The organism is Bacteroides sp. FSHCM14E1, from assembly GCF_019633785.1.
GTDB classification, from domain to species: domain Bacteria; phylum Bacteroidota; class Bacteroidia; order Bacteroidales; family Bacteroidaceae; genus Bacteroides; species Bacteroides hominis.
Window position 1 is genome coordinate 273,001 of the sequence record NZ_JADKYL010000005.1, and the last position, 19,618, is coordinate 292,618.

Below are 19,618 nucleotides of genomic sequence, written 5' to 3' on the forward strand. Positions count from 1 at the left end.
GTGTACCTGTGGTGAATTGTATTCGTATCTATTCCGTCAGGTTACTCATATCGTAATGACCGTGCCGGTTTTCCCACTATGATCTTCACTGTCTGGCAGGCTACTGTCACAAACGAAATCAGCAGCATCAACACTACCGGAATTATAAAGAACCATGCTTTCAAGTCCGTGCGGAAAGCATAATGACTCAACCAGGCATTCATGCTGAACCAGGCGACGGGCAGCGCAATGACTACTGCTACCAGGATCAATTGGAAGAAGCCTTTACCCAGTTGATAGAACAGATTCCAACGGGCAGCCCCCAATACTTTCCGGATCCCCATCTCCTTGGTACGCGTCGAGCACGAAAACATTACCAGTACCCACAATCCCAGACAAGAGATGAAAATAGCCAGACCTGTAAAACAGCCGATCATGACACCGAACACCTCGTCCTGCCGATACTGATGATCGAAGAACTGGTCGAGAAAGAAGAAGTCGTAACTGGAATCTTCGAAATAGCGATGCCAGATCTCCTCAACCTGTGACACCAGCTCTTTCGGGTCGCCGGACTTCATCACAACAGAGATATACCGCTGCGGCAACCAGTCGATTTTATCTTTATGAATCAACATAATCGGCGTATAGTTTTTATTGAGTGCCTGCTGGTGATAATCCTTCACCACGCCGATGATCTGCATCGGAGCATCGGTACACTCCACCTCTATCTCTTCGCCGAGAGCCTCTTCGTTAGAAGCAAGTCCTAAGTTACGGACAGCAGACTCGTTGACCACCAACTTATTCACGTCGTCTCCATAATCCTCGGAGAACCCGCGTCCAGCCACAAGCTGAAGTCCGTAAGCATCGATGTAGTCCGGGTCACACACCAGCATTTCATAGAGCCGGTTTTGCTTCAAAGCGTCGCTTTTCCGGCGATTGGATAAGAAGGTAGCCACCTCCTCACCCGGAACCGCACCGGAAAAAGTGACTTTATCCACCAAAGGCAGACGGGCAATAGCTTTCTTCATGGCTTCGAGTTTGGTATTCATCCCTTCGGTCCGTCCGGGGAATTTCACCACCAGGGTCTGGTCCGTCTTCACTCCCAACGACTGACTGCGCATGAAGTTCAACTGCGCAAACACAATCAATGTACCGCACAACAAAATCATGGAAGCTGTATACTGAACAACCACGAGCACTTTGCGAGTGCCTTCTCCCGATTTACTGTTGAGGAACTTTCCCTTCAGCAACGTAATCGGTTTACGATTCAGCAGTGCCAGTGCAGGATAGTAACCGGAAAGGAAAATACCGCCAACTAACACGAACAACAGTAACAGCCACCAATATCCGGTCAACCAAACAGAGAAGGTAACCGTACGACTTACCAACTGATTGAAATACGGGAGAACCAGTTCAATCAGCCCCACAGCCAGCACAAAAGCAACCAAGTTCATCACCAAAGCCTCAAATAAGAACTGTGAAATAAGCTGTTTGCGGAAAGCTCCTATCACCCGGCGTACCCCTACTTCCTTGGCACGTTCCATCGAACGGGCTACGGTCAGGTTGATATAATTGATCCAGGCAATTGCCAGAATGGCTATGGCAGCAAAGATCAGGGCAATCATCGCCGTGCGGTTTCCCTTGATCTCGGCCTCGTATCCCACTTGGGGTTTGAGATGGATATCGGCCAATGGAGTCAGTGAAACGCCCCAGATTTTGTTCTTCAGAGCCTCGTCCGTCTTATATTTCTCCGCCATTGCCGGAAACGCTTCTTCTATTTCTGCCTTCCTTTCGGGAGAATCGAGTAATACGTAAGTATAAACCTCGTGCTTATACCAATAATCATGCAAATACTGTCCGAGCGATTTATAGGAAATCAGGAAATTGTAATGGACATGTGAATTGGAAGGCATCTCTTTCATAACACCGGTCACTTCGCAAACCACCTTGTCATAAGGTCCAGTAAAGATAAGTATCTTACCGATGGGATCTTCATCCTGAAAATATTTACGGGCAATCCGTTCGGTGATGACCACCTGCCGGGGCATGGAGAGGCAAGTGGCCTTATCTCCCTTCACCAACTCAAAGTCGAACAAACGGAAGAAGCCGGGATCGGCATAAGCAATCTGGTTTTCATGTAAAGTAAGTTCACCATACTTCACAATCTGTTCCGGCTGATACAAGGAAACCACCCGCGTATAGTCTTCAATTCCGGCCAGATTCTCTTTCATGGCCGAACCATAACCAAACGAACTGCTGGCCCAATAGTCGGTCTGTACTTCGCCTTCATAGAAAGTGCTTTCCACACGGAAAATGCGTTCGTACTTCTCGTGCATCTTGTCGAAACTGAACTCAAAAGTGACATAAGTCAATATCAGCAAGGCAGATGCCATGCCGACTGCCAATCCGAAAACATTGATGAAACTGAATCCTTTCCGTTTCATCAGGTTACGATAGGCACTATTCCAATAATTCCCTATCATACGCTCTCTGTATTAGTCCCGGAAGTTTCGTCCAGCGGACGGTTGATATTCTCGGCTACGATCTTCCCATCGAGCAGGCGGATAATCCGGTGGGCATAAGTCGCATCACGCTGCGAGTGAGTAACGATGATGATGGTAGTCCCCTGACGGTTCAGTTCCCGTAGTAGCTCCATCACTTCCACACCGTTTACCGAGTCGAGGTTTCCGGTCGGTTCATCGGCAAGCAACAATTTACAGTCCGTCACCACGGCACGGGCTATGGCGACGCGCTGTTGTTGTCCACCGGAAAGCTGTTGCGGAAAATGATTGGCACGGTGCAACAAATTTACTTTCTCAAGTACCTGTTTCACCTTTTCTTTCCGTATGGCAGGTTTCATGCCCAGATATACCAGAGGAAGCTCCACATTCTCGTATACGGTCAGTTCGTCAATCAGGTTGAAACTCTGGAAAATAAATCCCAGATTTCCCTTACGCAGAGCCGTCAGTTGGTTCTCGTTCATCTTATCCACCTGTTTGCCTTCGAAGAAGTAAGAGCCGGAAGTGGGTGAATCGAGTGTACCCAGGATATTCAGCAGAGTAGACTTGCCACACCCGGAAGGGCCCATGATAGCTACAAATTCTCCCCGCTCCACTTGCATACTCACTTCATTCAACGCTTTGGTCTGCACCTCCTCGGTGGTGAAAAGCATAGACAGTTTTTCTGTTTTAATCATAATTGTTATATATTATATTAGTTATTCATATTTTAAAATGCGCATAGGTTTCTGGCGGATGGTACGCCATACCTGTTGGAACACAGTGAGAAAGGCTATCAGCATCAGCAGTACAAAAGTGGCTGCATATATCCACCAGGACAGCGAAATGTGGAAAGCGTACGTTTCCAGCCAAGCATTCATCAGCACTGCCGATACAGGAATACCGATTGCAGATGCCAATACGGTAAGCAACAACAGTTCTTTGGTCAGGACAAAGAACAGGCTGGCTTTATTTGCGCCGAGCACTTTGCGGATACCCACCTCCTTCAAACGTGACAAGGTGGAAAACAGGGTTACAATCCACAATCCAAGGCAAGCAACAAATACGGCAAGCAATGAGGCGCTGGCAAATATCCAGCCAAAATTACGATCGGATTTGTATAGGAATTCATTAAAATCATTCAAAAAGAAATAAGAAAATAAAGAAGTCGGGAAGTATTCACGATACATCTGTTCAATTTCCGTCAAGACGCCGGCATCCCCCTTTCCTTTCAGACAGACAGAAATATAAGGCGTTGCAATAAAAGGAACACGCTCTTTCAAAAAGAAAATGATAGGCTTGTAAGCCACGGCAAGCGATTGCTGGTGGTAGTTCTCCACCACTCCTATTATCTCAAGCGGGTCACTAACCACTTCCATTTTAAGTTGTTGCCCCAACGCCGCTTCTGCCGATTCGTAGCCCAACAGCCTGACAGCTTCTTCGTTAAGCACCACCCGGTTAAGATCGCCACCATAATCTTCGGAAAAACTTCGTCCGCAAATCATACGAGGCATATAGGCAGACAAATAGTCGTAGTCTACAGAAAACATCTGTATCAATTTTACTTGTGAGGGATCACTTCCATACGGCCGATTGGTAAAATAGTTGGCAACTTCCACACCGGGAACAGCTCCCGAAACTGTCACGTGACTTACATCCGCCCGTTGCTTCAAACGTTTGGTGAAACTCTCCATGCGCAGCGACAGTCCCTCGGTGAACGAAGGATATTTAATGACCAGAATGCGGGTATTCAGATCCGATTCGGCCTCACGCTGCATGTAACGGACCTGTTGAAACACAGTAAACGTACCTGCAATCAGAACAAAAGAAGCCAGGAACTGAACAACAATCAACGCCTTTCTGATCCGGTTGCCTCTCTTTCCGTGCAACAGTTTACCGCGCATAATCTCCGACGGACGGATAGTGACCATCAGCCAGGAAGGATAAAGCCCTACAACCAACGTACCGATGATAACCACTCCGGCTACAATCCCCCAGAAAGCGGGTTGCATAAGTATGTCTGTCCCGAAGCTTTGCCCTGCCCAGCGATAGACAAGAGGCAAGAGGAGTTCCAGCCAGCCGAAAGCTATCAACGTAGCCAGCAAGTTCATGAAACCGGACTCAAGAAGTCCCTGGATAATAATCTGACGGCGCGAAGCACCAAAAGCTTTACGGAGCCCGAACTCCCGTCCACGCTCCAAAAAGCGGGCTACGGTCAGGTTCAAGGCATTTGCCCAACCTATCAGCAGCAGAATGGCGGACATTACGAACAAAATAAGAACCGCCGTCCGGCTTCCTTTCACCTCTTTCTCGTATGCTTTTTGAGGAGTAAGGTGAATGTCTTTCAACGGGATCAGTTCTACAGCCCAGGTTTTATGTTTCAGTGCATCAGTCTTGTACTTGTCGGATATGTCACGGAAAGCCTGTTCAATTTCTCCCGGAGTCTTTCCGGGCATCAGGCGGACGTAAGTATATACACCGTGAATGTACCAGATGTCCTGCCGTTCCTTGGGAATCGTATTGTAGGAAAGCAGGAAATCGTAATGCAGGTGCGAACGGACAGGCATATCGGCAATAATGCCCGTTACTTCAAAGTTTTGCTGTGATGAAGAGGTACTGAAGGTCAGTATCTTGCCTATCGGGTCTTCTTCACCAAAATAGCGACTTGCAGCGCTTTCAGTCAGTACCACCGTATTAGGGCGTACCAGTTGCCCGGTCTTTTCTCCTTTAACTATGGGGAAGTTGAATATTTCGAAAAAGGCAGGCTCGGTATAGCAGTAATGTTCCTCGGCAAATCTCCTGTCGAAGTAATTCACCACCTGCTCGCGATCCTGAGCCGTAACACGGACGTACTTCTCAATTCCCGCTATTTCCCTGTTCATGGCAGGAGCATGCCCATAAGCCGTAGTCGCCCAATTATCCGTCAGCATCTCGCCCTCATACAGTCTGCTTTCAACACGATACACACGGTCGGTATCATGAAATGAATCATAACTTAACTCCGACCAGACATAAAGCATAATAAGAAGTGCCGCCGCAATGCAGACCGACAACCCTGTTATGTTTATCAGCGTCAGAGACTTTTTAACCCGCTGGCTTCGTATCACTTGCGAAATGTAGTTCATAGTATTCGGTTCTTATTTCAATATAAGTTTCTCGTTATCCCCAAACAATTCATATCCGGATACAATCACCCGGTCGCCCGGTTTCAATCCCTCAGTCACTTCATAATATTGCGGGTTCTGCCGTCCGATCCGGATGGGACGGCGCGTGGCAAATTTACCACTTTCGTCAACAACATACATCCAGCGGCCCCCGGTTATTTGAAAGAATCCGCCACGAGGAACAAGAATGGCCTGGGCAGGATCTCCCAACTGGAGATTGATGTGATAAGTCTGTCCGGCACGGATGTTCTCGGGACGTCCGGAAGTAAATTGAAGGTCGGTGCGGAACTGGCCCTCCTTTACCTCGGGATAGGGTTTGGTCACCTCGAGTTTATAGTTTCCTCCGTCACGGGTAAAATCAGCCGGAAGTCCGGGAACCACCCGTTCCACATAATGCTCATCGATCTGTGCCTGCACTTTCAAATCGGGTGTAATGATCTGTCCGATATGCTCGCCGGCAGCAATGGACTGGCCGATCTGAGCATCGAGGTTCCCCACCTGTCCGTCTATGGGAGCTTTTACTTTCAGGTTTTCCACCCGTTCACGTACCAGGGCAAGACTGCGCTTCATATTACGGATGTTTTCATCAAGACTATGAACCTGACTCTCCCTGAAAATATTGTCCTGACGGATACGTTCGTCCACAACATCCAGTTGTGCCCGTGCCGCCTCATACTCTTCACGTGCCAGCCGGAAGTCTTCCTGTGCTATCAGTTGCTCTTTGATAAGACGGCTGTACTGGTCGTAACGACGCTTCTTCACAGCCAGTTCCTTACTCAGCCCGATGCGCTCCTGCTTCAGCCGCAGGCGCTCCTGTTCCATACTGATGCGGGTGTTGCGCAACTCGTTTTCCTGATAGGCGAGATCGGCTTCGCTCTGCATGATCCCGATGTTCAGGAGCGGATTGCTGAGACGGAGAATGACGTCGCCTGCTTTGACGATGGCCCCCTCTTCTTTCAGGCGCTCCTCGACACGGCCTCCCTCTACCGCATCCATATAGATGATGCGGTTGGGCATCACTTGTCCGATGACCCGGATGTAATCACTGAACTCTCCGCGGGTAACAGTAGCAATGGTCAGCCGGTCTTTTTCTACACTCATAGAAGAGGAAGTGTCCCTGAAAATAAAATAAAAGATAAGTCCCACCAGTGCCACGGCTCCGGCAATAGCATAATAATGTTTTCGCTTCATTCCGGGCTTCCGTTCGATCATTGTATCCATAGATAGTTATTGTTTTATGTATGATTCACGTTTGTTTATAAGGTTATACCGTCAGGTCGTAAAGGAACGATGTACCGGTCACATACCCCGTATATCACTTCTCACCGGGCAACGTACAAAAGCTTCCCGTCCGATAATAAGTTTCCATCTTCCGGGTCATATCCACCTGTAAGCGCACCCGGGTCAACTCGGCCTTGGCAGAGATAAAGCGATTGCGGGCTTCCATCAGCTGGAATACGGAGATAAGCCCCTCTTCCCATTTTCGTTCGGATTCTTTCAGTACCAGTTCTTCGGCCCTGAACTGCTGCAATACCTGCCGGAATTCATCATATCCGGAACGGAGAGAAAGAACCGTTTCCTCCACCTCTGTATAGAGTTGTTGTTTTTGAAGTTCTTCCTCATTCCGGAGACGGAATATATTCAACTTGTGTTTGCGCAGGGTGGTCAGTCGTTCCAACCCGCTCAATAAAGGGATGGAAATGCCGACACCGATATACTTTCCTAAATTGTCGTTCAGCTGTTTGGTAGAAAAACCGTCGAGATAACGGGAGGCCATTGAGAAACGGGCAAAAACCGTCGGCGAGAACTTACCGCCCGCCATGGCATACTCTTTACGGGCAGCCCGCTGTCTGAGTTCCATCATCCGCATCGAAGGCATTGCTACCAGAGATTGCATATAGAGCTCATCTGTCTGGGGCAGCGAACAAGGCGGAAGAGATTCGTAGTTGATTGTATCCTGAAGTACCAACGTATCCCCGGCATGCAGGTTCAACAATTGTTTCAGTTGGAGCAATGCCAGGCGGCAACCGTTCTCACGCACCTGGTAACGGTAAATATCACCCTCGCGACGGGCTTTGACTTCCTGTAAGTCGGAAACCGACTTCAAACCCAGTTCTACAAAAGCTTCGGTTTGTTTGAGATAACGTTCGCTTAGCCGGCTCTGCTCAAAAGCCAGATCGAGCATCCGCTCTTCAAGCAGGAGTTTATAATAGGCATCCGTCACCCGGCAAGCAAGTTCGTTGCGCCGTTCCTTCAAAGCCCATTCACTCCGGCTGCGGTTCATCTTCTCAAAACGTACCCGGTTGATGCGGGTGAAACCTTCGAAAAGAGAAAGCGTCATGTCCAGCCCCACGGTTCCTTCATCGAACGTATTATTGGTGTATCCGTTGGTGCTCGGATCGATGGAATGTCCGAAGTTTCGTCCGGCTTCGGCCGATACACTGACGCGGGGAAGGAAACTCCCCACGGCAGAGATATAGTTCATCCGGTTTTCCTTGATATCTATCTCGCTATTCCGCAAAGACGGATTCTGTTTCCATGCGATACGAATACATTCGTCGAGCGATCTCTCTGTCTGTGCAGACAAAAGAGCGGAAAAAAGAAATAAAGTACAAAGTGATATAAGATGTTTCATATAAACCATCTGGGCAAAGAGTGTGCCAAAAAGAATAAACAACTAAAATTCAACCACATAGACTTATCAATAAAAAGATACCGTCCAATATTTGGACGCTACTGCGTACAGATATTGGACGGTTGACGTCAACATTCCCCGGATTTGTCCCCACATCCCCTTCCCATATAAATTCTCAATTCGAAAACGTCTAATTATTGGACACTCTCTTGCAGGGAGTTACAAAAACAAATATCTTTACCACGAACTTAAAAACAGGAAGCGAATCAAAAGGAGATATCATGAACACGGGAACTATTCTGATTGTAGACGATAACAAAGGGGTGTTGGCTTCACTCGAACTTTTGCTTGAAAACTACTTCTGCAAGATACTGACGGCTTCGAACCCGAATCAGATCACTGCCCTGCTGACGACCCACCGCATCGACGTGGTCATCCTGGATATGAACTTCTCGGCAGGCATCAATAATGGCAACGAAGGGCTGTATTGGCTGGGACATATCCGGAAGATGGCTCCTACTCTGCCCGTAGTGATGCTGACTGCTTACGGAGACGTGGAACTTGCCGTAAAAGCACTCAAAAACGGAGCTGCCGACTTCCTCCTGAAGCCATGGGATAATCAGGCCCTGATCGATAAAGTGACGGAAGCCTACCGCAATAACATGAAACCTTCGGAACGGCAGACAAAGGAAAACAAAAAAGAAGGGTTCGAAATGCTGGTTGGACATTCGCCTGCCATGCTGCAACTGATGAAAGTAGTATCTAAAGTGGCACGGACAGATGCCAACATCCTGATAACAGGAGAAAACGGAACCGGTAAAGAGATATTGGCACGGGAGATTCACCGCCTTTCACCTCGCGGTGCACGCCCGATGCTGAACGTAGACATGGGAGCGATCAGCGAATCACTGTTCGAGAGTGAACTGTTCGGGCACGAACGGGGGGCTTTCACCGATGCTTACGAAAGCCGCCGGGGAAAGTTTGAGGCCGCCGACGGAAGTTCACTGTTTATGGACGAAATAGGCAACCTGCCCCTGTCGCTCCAGGCCAAGTTGCTCACGGTACTCCAAAGCCGCAATGTGATGCGGTTGGGAAGCAACAAAGTGATCCCGGTAGATATCCGCCTGATTTCGGCAACAAACAAGGACATACCCGCAATGGTAAAAGAGGGGATGTTTCGTGAAGACTTGTTCTACCGCATCAACACCATCCACCTGGAACTGCCTCCCTTGCGTGAGCGGGGAGACGACATTTTGCTCTTTATCGACGGTTTCTTACGTAAATTCGCTTCCAAATATCAACGTCAGGAAATACGGATGCACGAACAGACTGTTGAAAAACTGCGCGGGTATCACTGGCCGGGCAATATCCGGGAGTTGCAGCATACCATCGAGAAAGCGGTCATCTTGTGTGAGGGCAGCGTGATCCGCCCTAAAGATATCTTGGTGAAACAGACCTGGCAGCCACAGGCAGCAGTCACCGTTCCCAATCTGGAAGAGGTGGAACGGCGAGCCATCGAAACTGCCATCCTGCAAAACAACGGTAACCTGACTGCCGCTGCCGAGCAACTGGGCGTGAGCCGGCAAACGTTGTATAACAAGCTCAAACGATTCAAACTCTGACCCCGATGATATTCAGCCGACGCATCTATTTCATTATACTGCTCCACATCGTACTGATACTCGCTACGGCAGGTGCCGGACTATGGCTGATCTTATCCGGCACCGGATACATCATCGGCAGTATATTGTTGCTATGTTCTCTTTTTCAGATCGGTGCACTGACCCGGCGGCTAAATACATTTAACCGAAAAATCAAATTGTTCTTCGATGCAGTGCAGGATAAAGACAATATGCTCTACTTTCCGGAAGTGAATGTCAGCAAAGAACAGGAACAACTGAACCGTTCGCTCAACCGGCTCAATGACCTGCTTGCCCGTACCAAAGGCGAAAACCAGAAACAGGAGCACTTCTACCGGTCGTTACTTGAAGAAGTGCCCAGCGGCGTGCTTGCCTGGGATGCTTCGGGCCGAATCATCACTGCCAACAGTGCTGCCTTCTCTCTGCTGAAGTGCAACCGTCTTTACACCGAAATGCAACTGGCACAACTGCTGAATGCAACCGGCATTCGCGACAGCCTCAGCATATCCCGAAAAGAGATGATCCTGGAAGGTGAAACCATAACCATCTTATCCATCAAAGATATCGGTGACGAGCTGAGTGATAAGGAGAGTGAATCGTGGAGCAAACTGACACATGTGCTGACCCATGAAATCATGAACACGATTGCACCGATCATTTCACTCTCACAAACCTTATCCGCATATCCGGATATCAACGAAAAGTCAGCCCGCGGACTACGGATTATCCAAACGCAAAGCGAACGGCTGATGGAATTCACGGAATCATTCCGGCATCTGTCCTACCTCCCTCACCCGGAAAAGAAACGTTTCTCACTGACCGATATGTTGCGCAACCTGGAAGAACTGTTGCAAAGTGATTTCCGCGAACGTGGCATTCACTTCGTGTTACAATCCACACCGGATTCGATAGAAACCGACGGCGACGCAAACCAGCTGTCACAAGTATTCCTCAACTTACTGAAGAATGCGATGCAGGCTCTCGAAGAACAAACGGAAGGCAGAATCATCCTCCGCCTGCAACAGGCAGACCGTCTGCTGATAGAAATAGAAGACAATGGTCCCGGCATCCCGGAAGAGATACGTGAGCAGATCTTCATTCCTTTCTTTACCACAAAAGCGGAAGGAAGCGGAATAGGACTCAGTCTCTGCAAACAGATCATCCGACAACATGACGGACACTTATCGATCCGTAAGAGTCGTCCGGGACAAACAATTTTCAGTATCGACCTGCCTCAGGACTGAAACATTTTAATAGGTGTAATGTTATAAATAGAGAGGAATCTCTACTCTCCTTTTTATTTATTATGAAAGAAAAATATTGGAAATATTCTTTGATTATCATCATCATCGGGCTGGGCATCATCTTGTTCCGGCAAATTACCCCTTTTCTCGGCGGATTATTGGGAGCACTCACCATCTATATCCTGGTCCGGCGACAAATGATGTATCTCGGTGCACGAATGAAACGAAGTTTCGCAGCCCTGCTGATTACAGGTGAAGCCATCCTGTGCTTCCTGGTACCTATTTCTCTGATTGTATGGATGCTGGTCAACAAGTTGCAGGACATCAATCTGGACCCACAGGCCATTATTGCCCCTGTTGAAGAATTGGCAGGGATCATCAAGGCGAAAACAGGATATGATGTGCTGGGCAGTGACACACTTTCGTTCATCGTTTCTCTGCTCCCCAAAATAGGACAGGCAGTCATGGGAGGTATCAGCAGCTTTGCAATCAACCTGTTTGTTCTGGTCTTTGTACTTTATTTCATGCTGATAGGAGGAACCAAAATGGAGTCCTATATTGACGACATCCTACCTTTCAATGAGAAAAACACCCGGGAGGTAACACACAATATCAACATGATTGTCCGCTCCAATGCCATCGGCATTCCCTTACTTGCCGTTATTCAGGGAGGAGTCGCACTGATCGGCTACTTTATCTTCGGAGCACCGAATGCCTGGTTAGTGGGTGTTCTGACTTGTTTTGCTACAATCATCCCGATGGTGGGGACTGCTCTCGTCTGGTTTCCGGTGGCTGCCTACCTTGCACTGACCGGTGAATGGGCAAACGCCATCGGACTGGCAGCTTACGGAGGAATTGTCGTTTCGCAATGTGACAACCTGATACGCTTTATCTTACAGAAGAAAATGGCAGACACCCATCCGCTTATTACAATCTTCGGTGTAGTCATCGGATTACCGTTGTTCGGATTCATGGGAGTCATCTTCGGACCGCTTATATTATCGCTGTTCTTGTTATTTGTCGATATGTTCAAAAAGGAATATCTGGACAATAAGAAATAAGAAAGAAACAAATCACCTAATCTCTGAAAAATTATGTACTTTTGTGACGTAAACATCTTGTAAGATTCAATGGAAGCATTCACATTCAATACGGCCGAACTGATACTGCTATCAGCCGCAGGCGTTCTTTTGATCGTTCAACTTATCTACTATCTCGGACTGTATAACCGGATACACACCCACAACCTTGCTGTTGGAAAAGATGAAGTACACTTCGGACGGGAACTTCCCCCGCTGTCTGTAGTCATCTGTGCACGCAACGAATCGGAAAACCTGCGCCGAAACCTACCCGCTATCCTGAAACAGGATTATCCGGACTTTGAAGTAATCGTCATCAACGATGGTTCTACGGACGAAAGCGAAGATCTCCTGTCAGAGTTGGAAGAAGAATACCCGAACCTGTATCACAGTTTCACACCGGACAGCGCGCGGTACATCAGCCGGAAGAAACTGGCACTGACGCTGGGCATTAAAGCCAGTAAATATGACTGGCTGGTATTCACCGAGGCCGACTGCACTCCGGTCAGTGACAAGTGGCTTCGACGGATAGCACGCAATTTCACGCCGAGTACAGACATCGTACTGGGATATAGCGGTTACGAACGGGGAAAAGGATGGCTACACAAACGGGTATCTTTCGACTCGCTTTTCACCTCGCTTCGTTATCTGGGTTTTGCCCTGGCGGGTAAACCGTACATGGGCATCGGGCGCAACCTGGCCTACCGCAAGGAATTGTTCTTCAAAGTCAAAGGATTTTCTACCCACTTGAACATGCAGCGGGGAGAAGATGACCTGTTTATCAACCAAATTGCCAATGAAAACAATACCCGGGTGGAAACCTCACCGGATTCAGTGATACGGATGCAACCTGTGGAACGCTATAAGGACTGGAAAGAAGAAAAGGTAAGCTATATGGCAACCGCACGCTTCTATAAAGGTTCACAACGCTGGTTACTGGGGTTGGAAACCGCCACGAGGCTATTGTTTTATGTCGCCTGCCTATCGGGAATCGTATTCGGTATCCTCTCTTTTCACTGGCTGGCTGCGGGACTGGTTCTATTGTTATGGATCGTACGTTATTCGGCGCAAGCCTACGTCATCAACAAAACAGCCAATGAGATGGGAGACAACCGCTCTTACTACTTTACACTACCGGTTTTCGACATCATCCGTCCGCTACAATCCCTGAAGTTCAGACTCTACCGTCTCTATCGCAGAAAGGGTGATTTTATGCGAAGATAACTTGACTACTCGTACCGCATAGAACTGGCCGGATTGATCTTGGTAATCAAATAAGAGGGACCGACCAACATTAATACAGAAGCCAATAAGGTGCCGGCATTGATCAGAAGGAAAAGCCAGATGTTCATGGAAACCGGCACCATACTTACATAGTAAGTTTCGGGATCGAGTTTAAAAAGTCCCAACTGTGACTGCAAAACACAGAAAGTAATCCCAATTGCATTTCCCCACAACATCCCTTTCCCAATCAGAAAAACAGAGAACCACAGAAATACTTTACGGATAGTGAAATCATTGGCTCCCAAAGCCTTCAGGATACCAATCATCTGTGTGCGTTCAAGGATGATAATCAATAATCCGGAAATCATCGTGAAGCCGGCTACCCCAATCATCAGGATAAGAATGACCCATACATTCAGGTCGAGCAGATCGAGCCAGGCAAATATCTGAGGATTCATTTGTTCAATGCTCTGTACATAATAAGTTCCCCCGTAAACATCTTGCTTATTGTCCGTATCAACAGCTATACCATAGGTTATATCTTCCAGTTTGTCGTAGTCACGTACCTGCAACTCTACTCCGCTCACTTGTCCGGGGGCCCAGTTATTCAAACGGTTCACCAAATACAAGTCAGTCAGCAGAAAGAGATTATCATATTCAGAAAAGTTCGTTTGGTAAATACCTTTCACCGTCAATCGGCGGGCACGCACATCTTTCTGGATAAAATAGGCATATATTTTATCTCCCAGTTTCAGTTTCAGCCGGTCAGCTATCGCTTTCGATATGACCACCTGATTGGTGGAAGCCGTATCACTGAAGACCGGTATCTCTCCTTCTACCAGATGATCGCGGAAAAAGGCAGGATCAAACTCCGGACCGACACCTTTGAGCACCATGCCCTGAAAAGCGTCATCTGTCTTTATCATCCCCGGTTTGGTGGAATATCGCTGCACATGTTTCACTTCCGGACGGGCGGAAAGAGCGATCATCATACTGTCATCCACCACAACCGGATGAGTTTCGTAGGACCCTACCGCATCAAAATTACTGATTTGGATATGGGAGCCGAAGCCGATCACTTTATTACGTACCTCACTCTTAAAACCAATCACTACGGATACGGCAATGATCATCACCGCCAGGCCGATAGCAATGCCAATCATGGCAATCAGGACAGCAGGACGGGAAACTTGTTTCCCCCCGTCCGTATCACGATAAATCCGACGGGCAAGAAAATAGGAAAGCCTCACCTTGCCCTTCTCTTTGGAAAAGGGAACGGAGTTGCTTTGACTATGTGAATGAATGGATGACATCAGGTCTTATTCTGTTCTTCCCGGATAAGCCTCCAATGCTTTTTGCAGAACAAAGAGCGCACGGGTTAAATCTTCCTTTTTCAATACGTAAGCAATACGGACTTCATTCTTTCCGGAGCCCGGAGTAGTATAGAAACCGGAAGCCGGAGCCATAAACACTGTCTGTCCTTCATACTCAAACTCAGACAGACACCAGGCACAGAATTTATCCGAATCATCGACCGGTAACTTGGCTACTGTATAGAAAGCTCCCATCGGAATGGGGGAATAAACACCCGGTATACGGTTCAGACCGTCAATCAGACATTTACGGCGCTCAACGTATTCGTCATAAGTTTCGCGTGAGTACTCTTCGGGAGCATCCAGTGAGGCTTCGGCAGCAATCTGTCCGATCAGCGGAGGACTCAAACGTGCCTGACAGAACTTCATCACTGCATCACGCACTTCTTTATTCTTGGTTATCAAGGCACCGATGCGGATACCACATTCCGAATAACGCTTGGAAACAGAGTCAATCAGTACCACGTTATTCTCAATTCCTTCCAGATGGCAAGCCGAAATATAAGGGGAACCGGTATAGATAAACTCACGGTACACTTCGTCGGAGAAAAGGAAAAGATCATACTTCTTCACCAAGTCACGGATCTGGTTCATCTCACGTCGGGTATACAGATAGCCGGTCGGATTATTCGGATTACAGATCAAGATACCCTTGGTACGTTCGTTGATCAACTCTTCAAATTTCTCTACTTTCGGAAGAGAGAACCCCTCCTCAATTGTCGTAGCAATGGTGCGTATTTTAGCTCCGGCCGAAATGGCAAAAGCCATATAGTTGGCGTAAGCAGGTTCGGGAACAATGATCTCGTCTCCCGGATTAAGGCACGACATGAATGAGAAAAGTACAGCTTCGGAACCTCCGGTAGTAATGATTATATCATCTGCTGTCAGGTTGATATTGAATTTCTCGTAATATCCTACTAATTTCTCGCGATAGCTACGATAACCGGCACTGGGACTATATTCAAGCACCTTGCGGTCGATGTTGCGTATCGCGTCAATCGCGGCCTGAGGAGTGGGCAGGTCCGGCTGTCCGATGTTCAGGTGAAATACATGGATTCCCCGCTGTTTGGCAGCATCTGCCAGGGGAGCCAGCTTTCTGATAGGAGATGCAGGCATCTCTGTTCCGCGAATCGATATGGTTGGCATAATCTTGAATTATAAATGGTCAATTAATAAATATGAGCGGCAAATGTACACAATAAATCGGACACAAAGACATAAAAACTTTAAAAACCTTATCAAGGGTAAAAACGTTGTGGTAATATCAACGGAAAACGATACATTTGTATAACTACAAACCTAAAACGATAACATAATGACCATAAACCTGATCACATTTGCATCGATTCTGCATAAGCAAGCCACTGTACGTAGTTCGCACGAAGCGATTCTCAGTGAACTGGAAAAATATTTCACCGTAAATTTTATTGATTACCGGGACATCAGCCAGTTGCCAAAAGATGAATTCAGCATCATTTTCATTGCTACCGGAGGGGTAGAAAGACTGGTAATGCAATGCTTCGAATCGCTCCCCCGCCCTGCCATTATACTGGCCGACGGAATGCAAAACTCCCTGGCTGCGGCACTGGAAATTTCCTCTTGGTTACGTGGGCGGGGTATGAAAAGTGAAATCCTCCATGGAGACTTTATGAGTATCGTTCAACGAATCCAGGTACTTTATACCAATTTCAAGGCACAACGTTCATTAGTAGGGCTTCGCATCGGAGTGATCGGCACCCCTTCTTCATGGCTGATTGCAAGTAATGTGGATTATCTGCTCGCAAAGCGGCGTTGGGGAATTGAGTATCTGGACATTCCGTTGGAACGGATTTATGACGTATACGACCGTATTACAGACAACGAAGTCGGTGCCTCATGCGCCGCGGTTGCTTCGCAAGCTCTGGCATGCCGTGAAGGGACTCCCGAAGATATGATTAAGGCAATGCGCCTTTACCGGGCCGTCAAGCGAATCTGTAAAGAAGAAAAACTAAGTGCCGTCACCCTGAGTTGTTTCAAACTGATGGAGCGCACCGGTACTACCGGTTGCCTGGCTCTTGCCATGCTGAACGACGAAGGGATCATTGCCGGATGCGAAGGGGATCTGCAATCTGTATTTACATTACTCGCCGCCAAAGCACTGACCGGGAAAGTAGGTTTCATGGCAAATCCTTCAATGATTAACGCCCGGAGCAACGAAATAATACTGGCACATTGCACAATCGGAATGAAGCAAACCGAACGTTACATCATCCGCAGCCATTTTGAAACGGAAAGCGGTATCGGTATTCAGGGACTGCTGCCGACCGGAGATGTCACTATCGTGAAATGTGGTGGAGAATGTCTGGACGAATATTACCTTTCTACCGGAACTCTGACCGAAAACACCAATTACATCAATATGTGCCGTACACAAGTACGTATAAAAATGAATGCACCGGCTGATTATTTCCTGAAGAATCCACTCGGGAACCATCACATTTTGTTACAAGGTAATTATGAAGATGCACTGAACGAATTCTTACAGGCAAACTCCTGTAAACGTACGGAGTAAATGCACTCAGGGCTTAACGGAGGTAAAGTCAGAACTCACCACAGAGAATACAGAGTGACACGGAGAGAATTTCAGATCATTGGTTACCAACACAGATAATCTGTGTTACCCTGTATTCTCCGTAATGGAAAGAGTATTGACACATTCCTCCCGTCAAAGCCTAATTTAATACATGCAATGAAAGACACACGATATATGAAAAGAATCTTCCTATCAGTACTGTTTATCTGTACTTTCCTTTCTCATCTTACTGCACAAACAGGCAAAGAAAGCGAACTTATCAAGCAGAATTATATCCGGTCGGTTATCGGACAGGACGAGAGCAAACAAGCTTTCTTACAACTATTATCTAAAATTCCTCCCGAAAAAGAGGTATCTGACCAGAACGTTATCGAACTTCAACAACTTTACCCTATCCGCCGGGAAGAGATACACCGACTGATCAGTACGATACGGGGAGACGGTTCATGGTCGGACATCAATTATGCCGATACCAAACGCTCGGGATGGGAACCTAAACAACACGCAGAACGGATACTGAAACTAACCAAATATTATGCCCGCGAAAAAGAGAATGCTTCCGCACAGGAGATTTCAGCCGTAACCAGCATTATTCACCAAGCCATGAATTACTGGTTCACCGAAAAACTGGTCTGCAAAAACTGGTGGTACAATCAAATAGGTATTCCCCGCACCTTGGGACCGGCTTTCCTCCTTTTCGAAGCAGAAATGACGGAAAAAGAAAAGCAGGAAGCCGTGCGGGTGATGGAACAATCCCATTTTGGCATGACAGGACAGAACAAAGTATGGCTGGCAGGCAACGTACTGATCCGGGGCTTACTCTTGAATGACTCCCAACTGGTAAAAGAGGCACGGGAAAACATTGGCTCGGAAATCGTACTGGGACAGAAAGAGGGTATTCAGCCGGACTGGAGCTTCCATCAGCATGGTCCCCAACAACAGTTCGGCAATTACGGACTTTCTTTCCTCTGCAACATGAGTTTTTATTCCGAACTGTTTGCCGGCACCCCTCTTGCATTCAGCCAGGAGCAACAGGATATCCTTGTATCCCTGCTTCTGAAAGGGTATCAATGGATTGTATGGAAAGGTCATTGGGACGTAAACGGATTGAACCGGCAACTCTTCCACAGCGCCGATCTTCACAAATCATTCAACCTGCTCTTCGCAGCCTGCTCACTGATGAAGGGAAGCAATAAACAGCAGACACAGGAAATAGAGGCATTTATAGCCCGCAACTTCCTACATCCGGATGCAGAAAACGATTTCACAGGAAATAAGTTCTTCAAAGATTCCGACCTGACCATTCACCGTACCTCTGTCTGGATGGCATCTTTACGCATGGCATCCAGCCGGGTGATCGGTACGGAACTGGTAAATGAGGATAACCTGAAGGGATATTACATGGCAGACGGAGCTGTCTATACGTATATTCGGGGAGATGAATACCACAATATTTTCCCTTTCTGGAACTGGCGCCGGATACCCGGTATCACAACCTATGAAAGCAATGCTCCCATCCCGACAGATAACGGACCGAATTCACGCAACAAAACCAATTTCACAGGTGGAGTAACAAACGGAAAACAGGGAATCACCGCCATGCACTTGAACCGTAACGGGCTATCCGCGAACAAAGCATGGATATTCACCAATGAATTTATCCTGTGCCTGGGAAGCGATATCCATGCAGACAGCACTGCCACACTTATCACCTCCATCGATCAACGATTCAAAAATGGTGAAATATGGACGGAAGGAAACCGCCGTTATTTCCACGACAACACCGGATATATCCTTCTGCAAGACGAACTTTGCCTGGCACTGGCAGAAAAGAAGAAAGGACAGTGGCACGACTTCATGGGAATGTACGCTCCCCGGATGTTGGAAGATGAAATTTTCTCTATTTACATCAAACATCCGTCAGGTGTCCCTGCCACTTACCGGTATTTGGTGCTCCCGGCTTCCACTCAGGAGAAGACGGCTGCATTCGATATTTCAAAAGTACAGGTATTGCAAAATGACAAAAAGGCACAGGTGGCATTTATCGACAAAATGTACTACGTTGCTGTTTGGCAGGCAACGACTCTCAAGCTGTATAACGGAAAAAAGATACCTATAAAAAAACCGGGAATCTATCTGTATCGTGCAGACGGTACCCCGGTTTCCCAAGCTGTTTTTCCCAAAGGAGAGATCTAAGAATCTACCTTCCG

The 19,618-nt window shown here is 47.5% G+C and carries 13 protein-coding genes; 6 read left to right on the plus strand and 7 right to left on the minus strand.

Translation table 11 applies throughout. The features are described 5' to 3' along the window. Positions 1–41 precede the first annotated feature (41 nt). From ISX59_RS10485 to ISX59_RS10505, 5 genes are all read right to left on the minus strand, one after another. Positions 42–2,462, minus strand: a complete 2,421-nt coding sequence (locus ISX59_RS10485) for an ABC transporter permease (RefSeq protein WP_220575891.1) — start codon at positions 2,460–2,462, stop codon at positions 42–44. Next, the gene (locus tag ISX59_RS10490) at positions 2,459–3,175 is read right to left on the minus strand and encodes an ABC transporter ATP-binding protein (RefSeq protein WP_032539805.1); all 717 of its coding nucleotides are present in this window, start codon (positions 3,173–3,175) and stop codon (positions 2,459–2,461) included. Before ISX59_RS10490 ends, ISX59_RS10485 begins: the two co-directional genes overlap by 4 nt. Before the next feature lie 21 nt (positions 3,176–3,196). Beyond that, positions 3,197–5,602 carry an ABC transporter permease gene (locus ISX59_RS10495; RefSeq protein WP_220575892.1) on the minus strand — a complete coding sequence of 802 codons (2,406 nt, stop codon included), beginning with the start codon at positions 5,600–5,602 and terminating at the stop codon, positions 3,197–3,199. Positions 5,603–5,614: 12 nt separating this feature from the next. Beyond that, entirely contained in the window at positions 5,615–6,862 is a 1,248-nt protein-coding gene (locus ISX59_RS10500; protein WP_005809147.1) for an efflux RND transporter periplasmic adaptor subunit, read from the minus strand. Positions 6,863–6,956: 94 nt separating this feature from the next. Next, positions 6,957–8,276: a TolC family protein gene (locus tag ISX59_RS10505; RefSeq protein ID WP_032531924.1), complete on the minus strand. Its 1,320-nt coding sequence runs from the start codon at positions 8,274–8,276 to the stop codon at positions 6,957–6,959. A 281-nt stretch (positions 8,277–8,557) separates the two neighbouring features. Between ISX59_RS10505 and ISX59_RS10510 the strand changes: the two genes are divergently transcribed. From ISX59_RS10510 to ISX59_RS10525, 4 genes are all read left to right on the plus strand, one after another. After that, on the plus strand, positions 8,558–9,898 hold the full coding sequence (locus ISX59_RS10510) for a sigma-54 dependent transcriptional regulator (RefSeq protein ID WP_220575893.1): 1,341 nt from the start codon (positions 8,558–8,560) through the stop codon (positions 9,896–9,898). A gap of 5 nt (positions 9,899–9,903) precedes the next feature. Next, positions 9,904–11,160: a PAS domain-containing sensor histidine kinase gene (locus tag ISX59_RS10515; RefSeq protein WP_220575894.1), complete on the plus strand. Its 1,257-nt coding sequence runs from the start codon at positions 9,904–9,906 to the stop codon at positions 11,158–11,160. Between the two features lie 62 nt (positions 11,161–11,222). Continuing rightward, a complete protein-coding gene (locus tag ISX59_RS10520; RefSeq protein WP_005809158.1) occupies positions 11,223–12,221 on the plus strand; it encodes an AI-2E family transporter in 999 nt (332 codons plus the stop codon). Positions 12,222–12,290: 69 nt separating this feature from the next. Then, positions 12,291–13,463 (plus strand): glycosyltransferase, encoded by a 1,173-nt coding sequence (locus ISX59_RS10525; RefSeq protein ID WP_022013029.1) that lies wholly within the window; start codon positions 12,291–12,293, stop codon positions 13,461–13,463. A 5-nt stretch (positions 13,464–13,468) separates the two neighbouring features. Here ISX59_RS10525 and ISX59_RS10530 read toward each other — a convergent pair whose 3' ends face one another. Next, positions 13,469–14,713 (minus strand): ABC transporter permease, encoded by a 1,245-nt coding sequence (locus tag ISX59_RS10530; protein WP_220575911.1) that lies wholly within the window; start codon positions 14,711–14,713, stop codon positions 13,469–13,471. Positions 14,714–14,782: 69 nt separating this feature from the next. After that, positions 14,783–15,982 carry a pyridoxal phosphate-dependent aminotransferase gene (locus tag ISX59_RS10535; protein ID WP_005776370.1) on the minus strand — a complete coding sequence of 400 codons (1,200 nt, stop codon included), beginning with the start codon at positions 15,980–15,982 and terminating at the stop codon, positions 14,783–14,785. Between the two features lie 169 nt (positions 15,983–16,151). Here ISX59_RS10535 and ISX59_RS10540 point away from each other — a divergent pair, with 169 nt between their 5' ends. Then, positions 16,152–17,387 carry a fucose isomerase gene (locus ISX59_RS10540; RefSeq protein ID WP_220575895.1) on the plus strand — a complete coding sequence of 412 codons (1,236 nt, stop codon included), beginning with the start codon at positions 16,152–16,154 and terminating at the stop codon, positions 17,385–17,387. Positions 17,388–17,582: 195 nt separating this feature from the next. Then, the gene (locus ISX59_RS10545) at positions 17,583–19,604 is read left to right on the plus strand and encodes a polysaccharide lyase 8 family protein (RefSeq protein WP_220575896.1); all 2,022 of its coding nucleotides are present in this window, start codon (positions 17,583–17,585) and stop codon (positions 19,602–19,604) included. Positions 19,605–19,618: the final 14 nt, after the last annotated feature.

Bases quoted from the DNA above. Each gene is read 5' to 3' on its own strand.
- ISX59_RS10525 (WP_022013029.1), top strand. From the start codon at position 12,291: ATGGAAGCATTCACATTCAATACGGCCGAACTGATACTGCTATCAGCC.
- ISX59_RS10545 (WP_220575896.1), top strand. From the start codon at position 17,583: ATGAAAAGAATCTTCCTATCAGTACTGTTTATCTGTACTTTCCTTTCT.
- ISX59_RS10490 (WP_032539805.1), bottom strand. From the start codon at position 3,175: ATGATTAAAACAGAAAAACTGTCTATGCTTTTCACCACCGAGGAGGTG.
- ISX59_RS10495 (WP_220575892.1), bottom strand. From the start codon at position 5,602: ATGAACTACATTTCGCAAGTGATACGAAGCCAGCGGGTTAAAAAGTCT.
- ISX59_RS10505 (WP_032531924.1), bottom strand. From the start codon at position 8,276: ATGAAACATCTTATATCACTTTGTACTTTATTTCTTTTTTCCGCTCTT.
- ISX59_RS10535 (WP_005776370.1), bottom strand. From the start codon at position 15,982: ATGCCAACCATATCGATTCGCGGAACAGAGATGCCTGCATCTCCTATC.
- ISX59_RS10500 (WP_005809147.1), bottom strand. From the start codon at position 6,862: ATGGATACAATGATCGAACGGAAGCCCGGAATGAAGCGAAAACATTAT.
- ISX59_RS10540 (WP_220575895.1), top strand. From the start codon at position 16,152: ATGACCATAAACCTGATCACATTTGCATCGATTCTGCATAAGCAAGCC.
- ISX59_RS10515 (WP_220575894.1), top strand. From the start codon at position 9,904: ATGATATTCAGCCGACGCATCTATTTCATTATACTGCTCCACATCGTA.
- ISX59_RS10520 (WP_005809158.1), top strand. From the start codon at position 11,223: ATGAAAGAAAAATATTGGAAATATTCTTTGATTATCATCATCATCGGG.
- ISX59_RS10510 (WP_220575893.1), top strand. From the start codon at position 8,558: ATGAACACGGGAACTATTCTGATTGTAGACGATAACAAAGGGGTGTTG.
- ISX59_RS10485 (WP_220575891.1), bottom strand. From the start codon at position 2,462: ATGATAGGGAATTATTGGAATAGTGCCTATCGTAACCTGATGAAACGG.